We start from the raw sequence: 14,062 nt of genomic DNA, 5'->3' as shown, positions 1-14,062 counted from the left end.
AGGTAACAAATGTTAAAAATAGCTAATATTTTAGATATTAACATTTGTTATTGTGTCAATAGTTTGGCTTCTTGGTAATTTAGCCTTAAACATAATAATCATGAAATTTTTGGACACTTACGAAGATAAAGTAGATAATCACTCGAAGGAGCAAAAGCACTCCGTGTTGCCATTATTAAGTTGGGATATTCACATGATGAATTATGTTGATAAAAATCAATTAAATAAGGATGTTTCTGGTTTAAAGAAACTAATGGATAAACTGAAAGTAGAAGTAAGTGTAATTGATGAATTAGTTCAAAATAATGCTGTTATCGTTGTTACAGATGTGAATCTTACCATAGAATATGCAACGAGTAATATGCTAGGGATGTCGGGATATTTGTCCGAAGAGGTTTTGGGAAAATCGCCAAAAATGTTTCAAGGTCCAGCAACAGATAAGGAATTATCTAAAAAAATTAGAACTTCAGTTAATAGAGAGGAATCTTTCGAGGCTACACTTATTAATTATAAAAAAGATAAATCGGTTTACAGTTGTCACATCAAGGGCTATCCCGTTTTTAATGCGAAAGGAGAGCTTGTTAAATATGTGGCTGTTGAACACGCAGCGTAACAAACTTAAACCGATACATGAAAGTCGATTATTTTCTAAAAAATAATCGACTTTCTATTTTTAGGTAATTAACCATTGGTATTCGGCTTTAAAATATTTTTTTAAATGGGGCACTTGAGGATAAATTCTTTAAATAAGTACTATTTCAAAATTTAAAAAAGGAAACGTTTTTTTTAGGTTATGAATCAAGTCTTGGTTCGTGTTTCTTGATGTAAAGTGATCTTGAATCTTTAGTGGACACCAATGATAATTTACAAAACTTTATTATTTTAGTGATAAAAGCGATTTACGAGTAAGGATTTTAAGCTACTATCTCGAAAAAAACTTCATCAGCTAAGCTAAAGCCTAATTAAGCTATAGTTTTTTATATGAACATAAAAGTAAAAGGAATAGCTTATATACACTATCGTTACTTGTGATTTTTTATAATCTAAAATTAGAAACCTATTATATTATGCAGCCGATACAAAAATGGTTTAAAAATTCTACAAAAGTAACCGAAAAGGCGACACATAATTATCGTTCTAGTTTTGAGTATGAATTAGCTATACGTAAGGAAATGCTTAAAGATTTTTTTGAAACTGCGTATGAGTTAGACGTGAATAATGATCAAGGGGTTTATAAAATCATGGGGCAAAATCCAGATGATCCAGAATCTTGCTATATCGGTAATGTTGTGATCGAATATGACGAAGATACATGGTTAGCTACCTGGTACATTTCTGGTTTTATGCATTATGCTTATGGGATGCAAGTAAGTCCAAATATTTTAGTTTTTAATTTTTCATACCTAGACACAGATGAAAATCCTCATACAGGTTTAGTAGCCTATACTTTTTTGTCAAAAGATGTAGTAAGAGGCGAGTGGATTGAAGAAGGATATGCAGAAAAAGGACTTGAGGAACTACGAAAATTAAAAGATGATGAAGAGGATTTTAATGATATGCATGATGCTAATTTTGGTTTTAGTTTAAATTAATTTCTTGTCAATTATGCTATGTTATGAGTTGCTTAATACAAACTTTTTAGCGTATTGACTTTCGTTAGTTTGTGTAAAGCTAGTTGATAATACGGTTAGTTGCATTTGAGTTTTTGTAAATAAGTGATTTTTTAAATAGTTTATTTTGTGTGGGTTACCTTTAACTTTATCCTAGGTATACTGATATGTAATGCTACATTAATTGTTGTTTTTTCTTACATAATGAATTGATGCCTAGATAAAAGGAAAAGCTTTTGGTTTTATATTTGATTCGTTAAACAATAAATCAAATTATGAAAACATTCTCATCCTTTTTGGTGTGCTTATTTTTGTCTCAACTAATAATTTCAGGACCACCAGAACCCAAAGTTGGTTATCGTTGGGTGCTTAACAAGCAATATTCAGATGAATTTAATGGAAATAGTTTGGATGCTTCCAAATGGAATAAAACATTCAAAGGCTGGAAAGGAAGAAGACCAGCTAAGTTTGAACCTAAAACCATATCTGTAAAGAATGGTACCATGCAAATAAAAAATCAAGTGTCAACCAATCCTGGAGATGGGTATACAATTGATGGTGGAGCTGTACAATCAAAAGAAACCACTGCTCACTTTGGTTATTATGAGTGTCGCTTTAAATCTTCGCGAATTGCTATGTCAACTACATTTTGGTTGTCAAACCCTAAAAAAGCAGTTAATTTTCCCACTAAAAAGAGTAATGGACAAAATTGTTCAAGAGATAGTTTTAGTCAAGAATTAGATATAGCGGAAAGTATAGGAGGAGTTTTTAATGGAACAAGTTCATTCCGTAATAATATGAATTTTAATACACATTACCGCTATGTTGATTGTAATGGTGGTAAAGAAAAATTCTTTTCTAGAGGGAATAATTCAGTAGAAGGAAGTGGAAAAAATAATGCCAAATTAAGTAGTGAGTCATGGCAAGATTTTCATACATACGGTGCCTATTGGAAAAATGCCAATGATGTATCTTTTTATGCAGATAATAAATATGTAGGTGATGTTAAAGTAAGTACAGAAGTGGTAGATAAACCCTTTCCAGATCCAATGCGTATTAATATGGTTACAGAAACCTACAATTGGGCAAAACCACACCCGTCTCCACAACAATTAAGAGATAATAAGATAAATACATCATATTATGATTGGATAAGGGCATACGAATTGATTCCGATTGAAAAAGCACCAAAATCATCAAAGTTTAAAGCAGGTAAGGTATTTAAAGAAACTATTTCGTTTTTTGAAAATACGAAGTTGATTGATGGGAATAAAAAAGCGCAGGTGTCATATTTATATGCTGCTAATGTTGATAGGGAATTTAGATTAAGAATAGTAGATGCAAATAAAAAAGAAGTATTTAATTCTGGATTTAAAGTTTTAGAAGGCTATGGGAAAAATAGAAAAACAATAAACTTAGGAAAGGTTTTATCAAATGGGAATTATACATTTATTGGTGAATTAAGAGAACAAGGAACGAATGAATTAATAGCTTCAACAAGTAATAATGGAGTAGTAATAGGTAGCAATCCAGAGCCACAACCTAAGCCAACACCAAAACCACAACCTAATCCAACTCCACAACCTAATCCTGTGCCATCAAATAACGACAATCCAGCTGTAAGCTTTATTAAGCCAACTTTGTTTAATTTGGTTGAAGGAGCAAATATTTCGGTAGAGGTTAAGGCTACCGATAAGGACGGTATTCAAAATGTAAAGTTATATTTAGATAATAAGTTTGTAGGTCAGCAAGGGTCAGTACCTTATAGATTTGGATTTAGGGAACAAGCTTTAAAAAGTATAAAGCCTGGTACCTATGAATTAAAAGCCGTAGCAACGGACAGAAAAGGGAATATGGGTGAGGTTAAAATTACATTAAATGTAGCATCTAAAAATGCACCAACACCAAAACCTGTAACACCGAAACCTACACAAGCCAATAATTCGAATGTAAGTTTTTCAAAGCCTACCAATTTAAATGTTCGAGTGGGAGCAACTGTTAATGTTGATGTGAATGCTATTGCTAATGATGGAGTGGCTAATGTAAAGTTATATGTAAATAATAAGTTTGTGCGTCAGGAAAATGTTAAACCATATACCTGGGGTGGGAATGATAATGCTTTGAAAAATTTAAAAGAAGGTACCTATGAGCTAAAAGCAGTAGCTACAGATAAAAAGGGAAAAACAACTGAGGCCAAGTTAGTGGTGACTGTTTCGAATCAATCAAATTCTAATGGAAGTGAAACAAGTGTATCTCAAAATTTAAGTGGGACTTATAGTATTAAGCTTTCAAAAACAGGGCAACGTTTATTGTCAAGAGATAAGGAGCAATTTAATGTAATAACACATAATTATGGTAACTGGGATGATCAGTTATGGGTTATAAAGTTGGTGAGCGGTAATTTATATACGATTCAAAATAAAGGAAACAAACGCTATTTGTCTGTTGTAGATAACTGTAAAGGAGGAGCTAATGTTACAGCGACAAATGGAGCTAAGGGATCGAGCAGCACATGGGAAATTGTAAAAGTTGGAACGCAATATCAATATTCATTAAGACCGCAAAAATGTAAATCTTTTGCATTGGATGTTGAAAGAGGAAGTGTTGATGGGAATGTTCAATTATGGAATTTAGATACCAAGAGTAACAATCAAAAATTCGAACTAATTAAAGTGTCGGGGAATAAGGTATTAACAACTGATGGCGAAAATCTAAAAGTAAGAATAGCTCCAAATCCAGCACAAGCTTATGTTGAGATTGAAGGAGTGACAATTGATGATGTGGTAGTACTAACCAATTTACTAGGTCAGGAATTACAGGTTTTAGTAGCTAAAAGTGAGACGGAACGTATTAATTTACAAGCTTATGATAGCGGAGTATATTTTATTAAAATAGGAAATAGTTTAGCAAAACGATTAGTGATATCAAATTAAGGCTCACTAGTGTTAAAGGCTATTTTATAGTGTAAAATGATTTAAAAATCAGCCTATTGTGTTATATTGTCATAACGCAACAGGCTGATTTTTTTTATTTATACGAAATTTTTGTTTGTAAATTGTATACTACTAATGAAAGAAGATTTTCTGTATTATTTGTGGAAGTTTCAAAAAATAGATGTTTCACAATTGTATACTACCCAAGGGGAGCAGGTAGAAATAATTTCATTAGGCACACATAATACGCAGTCACCTGGACCGGATTTTTTTAATGCACAACTAATTATAGGTGGTCAAAAATGGGCCGGAAATATTGAAATGCATGTAAAGTCTAGCGATTGGTTTGTACACAAGCATCAACATGATACAAATTATAATACGGTAATTTTACACATAGTTTGGGAACATGATATTGATGTGTTTCGATCTAATAATACTGCAATTCCGACACTTCAATTAAAGGACTATGTTTCAGAAGTCGCTCTTAATTCTTATCAAAAATTATATGAAAATGCCTCGGAGAAATGGATTAATTGTGAAAAACAGATAGCAAGGATACCCCTATTTACCATGAATAATTGGTTGGAGCGGGTTTATTTTGAACGCTTAGAAGCGAAGTCCCTACCGATACTTCAACTATTAAAAGCACAACGTAATGATTGGGAGGCTGCTTGTTTTGCTATGTTGGCAAAAGCTTATGGAGGTAATACTAATGGAGCGGTTTTTTTTAAAATAGCGCAATCCATCCCATTTACAATAATTCAAAAAACAAATACTATATTTCAGTTAGAGGCGCTGCTTTTTGGGCAAGCAAACTTATTACAAGAGCATTTAGAAGATCCCTATTATCAGTCACTTCAAAAAGAGTATAATTATTTAAAGCACAAATATAAATTGGGGGAATTAATTGGTTTGCAGGTACAGTTTTTTAAGTTACGACCCTCAAATTTTCCAAGTTTACGTTTATCGCAATTAGCCGCTTTTTATGTTTCAAATAAAAATGTGTTTACGCTACTTATGAGTTTGAATAAATTACATGATATAGAAAAGATACTGCAGGTAAAATCATCGGAATATTGGGAAACTCATTACACTTTCGGTAAAACATCTAAAAAAAGTATAAAAAAGGTGTCGAAAGCTTTTGTGGAGCTCTTACTTATAAATGCAATACTACCTTTGAGGTTTGTTTATGAGAATTCACGACAAAAATTTGATTCCGAAAACCTATTGAACTTGTTAAAGCTGTTGAAATTTGAAAAAAACACAATAAGTAATCGATATAGGGATTTAGGAGTGCCTATGGAAAATGCATTACATTCTCAAGCTTCTCTAACACTTAAAAAAGAATATTGCGACCAACATAAATGTTTAGATTGTGCTGTGGGATATCAGCTTTTAACCCAGGTTATGCAATAGGATTTTGTTATGAGTATGGAACGCTTAATGAAATCTAAGGGTTTCTTAATTTTAATAGAACACAGTTGTAATGTCTGTATAGGGTATCTTGATTTTGATGAAAATTAATGCATTAGATTTATGTAAGTTTTTTCTTTGTTATTTTGCCCCTGTCTTCTCTTTTATTAAATTTAGGTGAATAACCACCTTAGATGTAGATGAATAATGCTTTTTTTTGTTATCGATGATGTGTTTTTTATGTCTGATAAAATTAGCAATTGGTTTGTTTTATTCTTTCCAAAATCTAACTATATATATGGGTATTTCATGTTGAAATTAGAAATGTAGCATGTAATTACAGCAAAAGTTATTTAGAACACTATTTTAAAATTATTAACCAACAATAACTAATATGAAGAAAATTACTATAGTAAGCTTATTATTGATGCTTTCTCAATTTTGTATAGCTCAAAAAGTAGATGTGTATGATTTAGATCAAATGCATACGCGACGAAAAATAAGAGAGCATAAACAAATACCTATAATAGAGTATGTGGTTGAAACTGCCGTGGGGTATTCTGTTAATGGTAGCGTGGATAATCCATCAAAAATTAGTGGTCAGTTCACAAAACTAGGAAGGTATTTTGTGGTTAAAAAACAATATAATACATTGTTTTTCCCAGGTCAGTTGCTAACAATTAACGAGGTGTCCAAATACAATCTGTTAGTGAGTAATCATGTCGATGTTGCTCAAGTTTTATTTGAGGATGTAAAAACAAAAAACAAATATATTGCTAATACAAGTTTTTTACAGCACTATGCATTTTCAATAAATGGGAAATACAATAAGGAGGGTGATCGCATTGTAGCTTCTAATTAATTTTGTTAACAAAATAAAGAAGTGCTTTTTTTGAATTAAATAAAAAAAATAAAAGTATTTTATGAGGTGGTTTTTTACCGCCTCTTTTTTTACAGATAATTTAATTCTGAATAAAATAAATTAGATATAACGATTTTGTTAAAAGCTAAAGGGTGAAAATAATCAAGTAAGAATACTTATTTTTGAGTAAATTAAATGCAAATGTATAATTTAAGACATTTTTTAGAACGAAGAGGATATTATGTATGTTCTCGATTGGCAGAGCGTTTGGGAATGCGGACAAAAAATGTAAGGATATTTTTTATTTACGCCACTTTTGCAACGGTAGGACTAAGCTTTTTTGTTTATCTCACTTTAGCATTTTGGTTAAAGCTTAAGGATTTAATTTATACAAAACGAACTTCGGTGTTTGATATATAGTTATGCTGGCATTTTTAAAAAATAAAGTGTATCTGGCTATAACTTTGTTAGCATCGTTATTGTTAACGGGGACTTTAGGTTTTCGGTATTTTGCAAACTATAATTGGATTGATTCCTTATATATGACTGTGATTACTGTGGCAACAGTAGGTTATGGCGAAGTTGGTCCGTTGGATGATACAGCAAAGTTGTTTGCTGTATTTTTAATTTTAACTAGTTTGGGTGTAATTGGATTTTCGCTTTCGGTGATAACAGAGTATATTGTAAGTAATAGCAATCCAAAATTAATTGAATATAAAAAAATTCAAAAAATGATTTCAACCTTAGAGGATCATGTCATTATTTGTGGTTATGGTAGGAATGGGAAGCAAGTAGCCAAAAAGTTGCATGAACACAACAAACCATTTTTGATCATTGAGCATGAAAAGGAAGTCATTGATAAATACCAATCCATAGACAGACCTATGTTGCATGGTGATGCGATTGAGGATAATGTACTAAAACAAGCTGGGATTTATAAAGCCAATTGTTTGATTTCAACATTGCCTGAAGACGCAGGTAATTTGTTTATTGTCCTTTCAGCAAGACAAATGAATAAAAACTTAAAAATAATAAGTAGGGCTTCCAAAACATCATCTTATAAAAAATTGCGATTGGCAGGGGCAGATAATGTCATAATGCCCGACAGTATAGGGGGGGACCATATGGCTTCATTAGTGGTGGTGCCCGATTTAATCGAATTTCTAGATAAACTTTCATTAGTAGGTAAAGGGTCAGTGAATATTGAGGAGGTGCCTTCAGAAAAATTAATTAATGGAAAGGAGCACCAGAGTATCCGAAATTTGGACATACGATCTAAAACAGGGTGTACTATTATTGGCTATAAAACTCCTGAAGGGAAATATATAGTTAATCCGGATGCGGATCAGGTAATTGAATACGGGTCAAGAGTGGTGGTACTTGGAAATAGGCAACAGATCGAAACATTAAATGGAATTTATAATATATCGGTAGATTTCGAATAAATAACTCATAAAAGGAAAGTAATATGCTCCGTATGGGGTATAAATAATAAGTACAATTAATAGTAAAGAATAGAATACCTATGATAAAACGAGTAAGTCTTTTTGTAATACTAGTAATGCAAAGTATTGCAGCCTTAGCTAGTAGTCAATCCATTGATGAAAAAATAGAATCATTTTTTGGGCCAGTAGCAGAAGCTGTTGGAGGTGTGGTGTTTTTTCCAATTCTCATTTCTGGTAAAAAAGTACCTATTGTGCTTATTATTTTGTTGCTAGGAGCTTTGTTTTTTACATTGTACAATAAATTTGCTAATGTTAGGCTATTAAAGGTTGCGATAAAGGCAGCTAAAGGAGATTACGATGACATTGATCTGCGTCAAGTGTCACAAGTTGAAGGAGATGCTACTAGTAATGATGAGAATATATTTGAATCGCCACGTGCGGAACCTGTAGTAGGCGAGGTAACTCACTTTCAGGCGTTAACAGCAGCTTTATCAGCTACTGTAGGTTTAGGTAATATAGCAGGGGTTGCGGTGGCTATTGCATTAGGTGGACCCGGTGCAACAATTTGGATGATATTAGCAGGTTTTTTAGGGATGTCTACTAAGTTGGTTGAAGGGACATTAGGAGTAAAGTATAGAGAGGTTGACGAAAATGGGAAAATTTATGGAGGTCCCATGTACTATCTTAAAAAGGGTTTGGCAGATAAAAATTTAGGAGGTTTAGGAAAATTTTTAGCTGTTTTTTATGCCATAATGGTTGTAGGAGGCTCTTTTGGGGGAGGTAATATGTTTCAGGCAAATCAAGCAGCAGCTCAAGCCAAACAATTATTTAATGTAGATTCAGGATGGTTTTTTGGTGTAGTGATGATGATTTTAGTAGGATTTGTAATCATCGGTGGAATTAAACGAATTGGAAAAGTAACCGAAAAAATAGTGCCATTTATGGGGATTATTTATGTAGGAGCAGGATTTGTTATTTTAATGATGAATATAAGTATACTACCCGAAGCTTTAAGTAAAATTTTTGTTGAAGCCTTTTCTCCTCAAGCTGCATTAGGAGGAGTTGTAGGGGTAATGATTCAAGGTTTTAAAAGAGCGGCCTTTTCTAATGAGGCAGGAGTTGGTTCGGCATCTATAGCACATGCTGCGGTAAAAACACGTTTTCCTGCAAGTGAGGGTATCGTAGCCTCAATCGGACCATTTGTAGATACTGTAGTTATATGTACTATGTCTGCTTTGGTGATCGTAGTAGTTAATATTAAAGAAAACTTATTTAGTTATGGAGATGTAAAAGGATCTACGGTGGTGCTTAATAAAACAGGAGAGTCTATAGGAGGAGTTGATTTGACTTCTCTAGCTTTTGAAACTGCAATTCCTTACTTTTCATATATTTTGACTATTGCAGTTATTTTATTTGCTATTTCAACAATGTTATCTTGGTCTTATTACGGTTTGCAAGGCTGGAAATACCTTTTTGGGAAAGGAAAAATAACAGATTTAACATATAAAGTAATTTTTCTATTTATGATTTTGGTAGGGGCCTCTTCAAGTTTAAATTCTGTTGTAGATTTCTCTGATGCCATGATTTTTGCAATGGTTTTTCCAAATATGATTGGCTTGTTTATTTTAGCTCCTAAGGTGAAAGATGAAATTGTAAAATATTTAAAGGCAATAGGTCATTCTTCGGTTAAGAGTGAATAATGATTTTAAATAATCAACATAAACTAGGAATAATTAAGCTGGGTATTTTATTAGGAGTAATCTGTTTTTTAATAGTGCTCTATAATAAATACGCTAACATAGGTGCTTCATTTGTTTTAAATGAAGAAGCGCAATGTTTTGTAGATAATCAGCAATTACTTCTTGCGGAAGCAAAGTCAAAAAAAGAATATACTTATTATGTAAATTCAATATCAGATTATTCTGGATATCAATTAGGATTATCACTAGAGCAAATTGACCGTTTATTCGCTTATCGCGAAGCTGGGAATCGAATACAAACAGAAGCCGATTTTAAAAAAGTGACAAATATTAATGAAGCACATTTGGATACCATTAGGCAATTTTTGCGTTATCCAAAAAAGATATTCATAAAAATTAAAAAGGGGCAATGGAAAACTAAGCCTATAATGTTGAAGCAAAAACTGGAAATGAATACAGTTACGGCCATAGAGTTACAGCAAAAACTAAAATTACCAGAATTTTTAGCCAAACGAATTGTGAAATTTAGAAGTTCATTAAACGGGTTTGATTCCCTAAAGCAATTGGAAAAAGTGTACGGGATATTACCTTATCAATTGAAAAGAATAAAAGCAAATGGCTTTTTAAAATAAAAGAAGTTCGTTTGGGTAAAGAATAGTGTTTTTTTATGTTTAATGATTTTTGATATCAATTAAACACTTTGGACAATTCATAAAGTTTGTAAAATTAGCTGTATAATCAAATTTGTTTAACGATTTACTAAAAAATGAGGGTGTAGCAATTACTAAGATTGTAAGATTACCACTATCTTTGACCTTAAATTAGTCATGAACCTATCTTGAATTTTATACAACGCAATTAATTCATGTAATGTGATTTTTTGTTGATTTGTTTAAAAGTTTCAATATCATATTTAGTCTATATATGAATTTCGATTATTCTGAAACGCAGCAAATGGTTGCTGAAGCGGCAAAAAACTTTGCAATACAATATATTAAACCTCACGTAATGGAATGGGACGAGAGTCAGACATTCCCAACACACGTGTTTAAAAAAGCAGGTGAGTTAGGTTTTATGGGGGTGCTGGTGCCAGAGGTTTATGGTGGATCGGGTCTAGGATACCATGAGTATATTGCCATTATTGAGGAAATTTCAAAAATAGATCCTTCCATAGGGCTTTCCGTTGCTGCTCATAATTCATTGTGTACCAATCATATTTTATCTTTTGGTAATGAAGCACAAAAAAAGAAATGGATTCCTAAGTTAGCTTCAGCTGAGTTAATAGGGGCTTGGGGGCTTACAGAACATAATACAGGGAGTGATGCAGGAGGAATGAATACTACCGCAGTGCTTGATGGTGATCATTATGTGTTAAACGGAGCTAAAAACTTTATTACGCATGGAGAAACAGGTGATATAGCAGTTGTGGTAGCGCGTACTGGAGAAAAAGGCGATTCGCATGGCATGTCTGCTTTTGTTGTAGAAAGAGGCACTAAAGGTTTTTTAGCAGGTAAAAAAGAAAACAAACTAGGAATGCGCGCCAGTGAAACGGCAGAATTGATTTTTCAAGATTGTAGAATTCCTAAAGAAAATTTATTAGGAGAGTTGGGTGATGGTTTTATTCAGTCAATGAAAATTCTAGATGGAGGAAGAATATCTATTGGGGCACTTTCTTTAGGGATTGCCAAAGGTGCAGCGGAAGCGGCGATAAAATATTCAAAGGAGCGTGAGCAATTTGGTAAGCCAATAAGTAAATTTCAAGGCATAAGTTTCAAGTTGGCAGATATGGCAACTAAAATTGAAGCGGCAGAATTGATGTTGCATAAAGCGGCTTATTTAAAAAATAAGGGAGAAGCTGTTACAAAGATTGGAGCAATGAGTAAAATGTATGCTAGTGAGATTTGTGTGGAGATTGCTAATGAAGCGGTACAAGTGCATGGAGGTTATGGGTATACCAAGGATTATCCAGTTGAAAAATTTTACAGGGATGCTAAGTTGTGTACCATTGGAGAGGGGACAACTGAAATTCAGAAATTGGTAATCGCAAGAGAGATTTTAAAATAAATAAGTAGTCAGTAATTATTTTTAAAATAAACTAACTACTTAATAGTAAAAATAAAAGAAAAAACTTTGTGGGTTGTAAAAAGGTAGTATATTTGCAGCCTAATAATTCTTAAAGAGAGGAGGTCAAACTATGTTAATTATACCAATTAAAGACGGAGAAAATATAGATAGAGCGCTAAAGCGTTTTAAGAGAAAGTTCGATAGAACTGGAACCATGCGTGCACTTAGAGGGCGTCAGCAATTCAAGAAGCCTTCTGTAGTTCGAAGAGCTCAAATTCAAAAAGCTCAGTATATACAAGGACTTAGAGATGCAGAAAATATCTAAGCCGTTCGTATAACAACGTCTTTTATGATATAAATATATAGCCTTACTCGAAAGAGTAAGGCTTTTTTTGTTTTTTAAATCTTTGTGTTAACTTGTGTGTATGTTGATAGATCAGTACAGTGATTATATGTTATTGGAGCGTAATTGTTCGGAATTAACAGTGAAGGCCTATGTGTCGGATGTGAAAGCTTTTGTTTTGTTTTATGAAGCTGAGTATGGTGTGGTGGATTTGAAAAGCGTGAATTATCCTGAAATTAGACAATGGATTGTTGAGTTAGTGAATGAAGGGATTTCAAACCGGAGTATAAATCGAAAGCTAGCTTCGTTAAAATCGTTTTATTTGTTTCTTCAAAAAACAGAAGTGATTCAGGTAAGTCCATTAGTAAAACATAAGCCGTTAAAAATGGAGGTAAAGGCAAAATTGCCGTTTTCGGAAGTGGAGATTGCTGATGTTTTTGAATTGTTTGAAAAAGACTTGAGTGATTTTTTTAAATTAAGGGATCGTGTTATTATCGAACTTTTATATACAACGGGAATGCGTAGGGCGGAGCTTGTTGGTTTAACTATAGGGAGTGTTGATCTTGTGTCAAATAATTTAAAGGTGTTGGGTAAGCGTAATAAAGAGCGTATAGTCCCTTTGTTGGAGGTAACGGTACGGTTGCTTTCAAAGTATATAGACGGGTATAAAGAGCGATATAATTCGGAAATTTTGAGCCCTTTATTTTTGACAAATAGGGGTGTTAAAATTTATGAAAACTTTGTGTTTCGCTTAATAAATTCATACTTTGGTAAGGTATCTGTTAAAAACAATAAAAGTCCACATATATTGCGTCATTCTTTTGCGACTCATCTATTAAAGAATGGTGCGGATTTGAATTCTGTAAAAGAATTGTTAGGGCATTCGAGTTTGGCGGCAACCCAAGTGTATACGCATAATAATATTGCGGAATTAATCGAGGTGTATAGGCAATCTCATCCACGCAATAAAAAAGTTTAAACAGGTACACATTGTCTAATCTTAAATAAAACGTGTATGAAAGTAAATGTTCAATCTGTAAATTTTAATGTAGATCAAAAGTTAGTTTCGTTTACAAAGGAAAAATTAAACAAATTAGAAGGGCACTTTAGTAAGATTATTTCTGCGGAAGTTTTTATGAAAGTTCAAAATACAAGTGCAAAAGAAAATAAAATCACAGAAATTTTATTGAATATTCCTGGAGGTGAGTTTGTGGTGAAAAAAACATACAAAACTTTTGAAGAAGGTGTTGATCAATGTCTTAGCAGTCTAGAGCGTCAGTTAGGTAAATTTAAAGAGAAACAAAAAATGAGATTAGTTTGATTTTTTTTAAAAAAATCAAAAAAAAGTTTTGGTGAAACGTAAAACAATTATATATTTGCATCCCGTTAGCAATAACGGGGTGCTTTTTTAAAAGTACCAAACGGTAAAAAAAGCCGATATAGCTCAGCTGGCTAGAGCAGCTGATTTGTAATCAGCAGGTCGTGGGTTCGAGTCCCTCTATCGGCTCTTTTTAAAAGGTGTTAAAGCCTTTATTATTTGAAATATTGTTTTTGGGAAGATACTCAAGCGGCCAACGAGGGCAGACTGTAAATCTGCTGTTTTTAACTTCGCAGGTTCGAATCCTGCTCTTCCCACAATTTTCAAATTAAATTATTATATATTTGCAGCCCTAACGAGTTGTAATTTAG

At 32.8% G+C, this 14,062-nt stretch carries 13 protein-coding genes and 2 tRNA genes; all 15 read left to right on the top strand.

Annotated features, from left to right (window positions below):
- Positions 1-100: 100 nt before the first annotated feature.
- Positions 101-613, top strand: a complete 513-nt coding sequence (locus KQA_RS0210665) for a PAS domain-containing protein (RefSeq protein ID WP_010180941.1) — start codon at positions 101-103, stop codon at positions 611-613.
- Positions 614-1,067: 454 nt separating this feature from the next.
- On the top strand, positions 1,068-1,592 hold the full coding sequence (locus tag KQA_RS0210660) for a hypothetical protein (protein WP_010180939.1): 525 nt from the start codon (positions 1,068-1,070) through the stop codon (positions 1,590-1,592).
- Positions 1,593-1,885: 293 nt separating this feature from the next.
- Positions 1,886-4,543 carry an Ig-like domain-containing protein gene (locus KQA_RS0210655; protein ID WP_010180937.1) on the top strand — a complete coding sequence of 886 codons (2,658 nt, stop codon included), beginning with the start codon at positions 1,886-1,888 and terminating at the stop codon, positions 4,541-4,543.
- Between the two features lie 135 nt (positions 4,544-4,678).
- On the top strand, positions 4,679-5,962 hold the full coding sequence (locus KQA_RS0210650) for a DUF2851 family protein (protein WP_010180936.1): 1,284 nt from the start codon (positions 4,679-4,681) through the stop codon (positions 5,960-5,962).
- Positions 5,963-6,353: 391 nt separating this feature from the next.
- On the top strand, positions 6,354-6,821 hold the full coding sequence (locus KQA_RS0210645; protein ID WP_010180934.1) for a hypothetical protein: 468 nt from the start codon (positions 6,354-6,356) through the stop codon (positions 6,819-6,821).
- A gap of 201 nt (positions 6,822-7,022) precedes the next feature.
- On the top strand, positions 7,023-7,241 hold the full coding sequence (locus KQA_RS0210640) for a PspC family transcriptional regulator (protein WP_010180933.1): 219 nt from the start codon (positions 7,023-7,025) through the stop codon (positions 7,239-7,241).
- Between the two features lie 2 nt (positions 7,242-7,243).
- A complete protein-coding gene (locus KQA_RS0210635) occupies positions 7,244-8,266 on the top strand; it encodes a potassium channel family protein (protein WP_010180931.1) in 1,023 nt (340 codons plus the stop codon).
- An 80-nt stretch (positions 8,267-8,346) separates the two neighbouring features.
- Positions 8,347-9,966, top strand: a complete 1,620-nt coding sequence (locus KQA_RS0210630) for an alanine/glycine:cation symporter family protein (RefSeq protein WP_029209559.1) — start codon at positions 8,347-8,349, stop codon at positions 9,964-9,966.
- On the top strand, positions 9,966-10,598 hold the full coding sequence (locus KQA_RS0210625) for a ComEA family DNA-binding protein (protein ID WP_010180926.1): 633 nt from the start codon (positions 9,966-9,968) through the stop codon (positions 10,596-10,598). The genes KQA_RS0210630 and KQA_RS0210625 overlap by 1 nt, the downstream gene beginning before the upstream one ends.
- 292 nt (positions 10,599-10,890) lie before the next feature.
- Positions 10,891-12,030: an acyl-CoA dehydrogenase family protein gene (locus KQA_RS0210620; RefSeq protein WP_010180924.1), complete on the top strand. Its 1,140-nt coding sequence runs from the start codon at positions 10,891-10,893 to the stop codon at positions 12,028-12,030.
- 130 nt (positions 12,031-12,160) lie between these two features.
- Positions 12,161-12,355 (top strand): 30S ribosomal protein S21, encoded by a 195-nt coding sequence (gene rpsU / locus KQA_RS0210615; protein WP_010180922.1) that lies wholly within the window; start codon positions 12,161-12,163, stop codon positions 12,353-12,355.
- A gap of 100 nt (positions 12,356-12,455) precedes the next feature.
- Positions 12,456-13,352: a tyrosine-type recombinase/integrase gene (locus KQA_RS0210610; RefSeq protein WP_010180920.1), complete on the top strand. Its 897-nt coding sequence runs from the start codon at positions 12,456-12,458 to the stop codon at positions 13,350-13,352.
- 36 nt (positions 13,353-13,388) lie between these two features.
- Positions 13,389-13,694, top strand: coding sequence for a ribosome hibernation-promoting factor, HPF/YfiA family (gene hpf / locus KQA_RS0210605; RefSeq protein ID WP_010180918.1), 306 nt, complete (start codon positions 13,389-13,391; stop codon positions 13,692-13,694).
- Between the two features lie 112 nt (positions 13,695-13,806).
- A tRNA-Thr gene (locus KQA_RS0210600) sits at positions 13,807-13,880 on the top strand.
- Positions 13,881-13,926: 46 nt separating this feature from the next.
- Positions 13,927-14,008, top strand: a tRNA-Tyr gene (locus tag KQA_RS0210595).
- Positions 14,009-14,062 lie beyond the last annotated feature (54 nt).

This window comes from Aquimarina agarilytica ZC1 (assembly GCF_000255455.1).
In the GTDB taxonomy this organism is placed as follows: domain Bacteria; phylum Bacteroidota; class Bacteroidia; order Flavobacteriales; family Flavobacteriaceae; genus Aquimarina; species Aquimarina agarilytica.
The sequence above is the reverse complement of the archived record's forward strand: the minus strand, read 5'-3'. Positions and strand labels throughout refer to the sequence as shown.

Coding starts and splice junctions, on each gene's coding strand:
- KQA_RS0210665 (WP_010180941.1), top strand. CDS start 101: ATGAAATTTTTGGACACTTACGAAGATAAAGTAGATAATCACTCGAAG.
- KQA_RS0210660 (WP_010180939.1), top strand. CDS start 1,068: ATGCAGCCGATACAAAAATGGTTTAAAAATTCTACAAAAGTAACCGAA.
- KQA_RS0210655 (WP_010180937.1), top strand. CDS start 1,886: ATGAAAACATTCTCATCCTTTTTGGTGTGCTTATTTTTGTCTCAACTA.
- KQA_RS0210650 (WP_010180936.1), top strand. CDS start 4,679: ATGAAAGAAGATTTTCTGTATTATTTGTGGAAGTTTCAAAAAATAGAT.
- KQA_RS0210645 (WP_010180934.1), top strand. CDS start 6,354: ATGAAGAAAATTACTATAGTAAGCTTATTATTGATGCTTTCTCAATTT.
- KQA_RS0210640 (WP_010180933.1), top strand. CDS start 7,023: ATGTATAATTTAAGACATTTTTTAGAACGAAGAGGATATTATGTATGT.
- KQA_RS0210635 (WP_010180931.1), top strand. CDS start 7,244: ATGCTGGCATTTTTAAAAAATAAAGTGTATCTGGCTATAACTTTGTTA.
- KQA_RS0210630 (WP_029209559.1), top strand. CDS start 8,347: ATGATAAAACGAGTAAGTCTTTTTGTAATACTAGTAATGCAAAGTATT.
- KQA_RS0210625 (WP_010180926.1), top strand. CDS start 9,966: ATGATTTTAAATAATCAACATAAACTAGGAATAATTAAGCTGGGTATT.
- KQA_RS0210620 (WP_010180924.1), top strand. CDS start 10,891: ATGAATTTCGATTATTCTGAAACGCAGCAAATGGTTGCTGAAGCGGCA.
- rpsU (WP_010180922.1), top strand. CDS start 12,161: ATGTTAATTATACCAATTAAAGACGGAGAAAATATAGATAGAGCGCTA.
- KQA_RS0210610 (WP_010180920.1), top strand. CDS start 12,456: ATGTTGATAGATCAGTACAGTGATTATATGTTATTGGAGCGTAATTGT.
- hpf (WP_010180918.1), top strand. CDS start 13,389: ATGAAAGTAAATGTTCAATCTGTAAATTTTAATGTAGATCAAAAGTTA.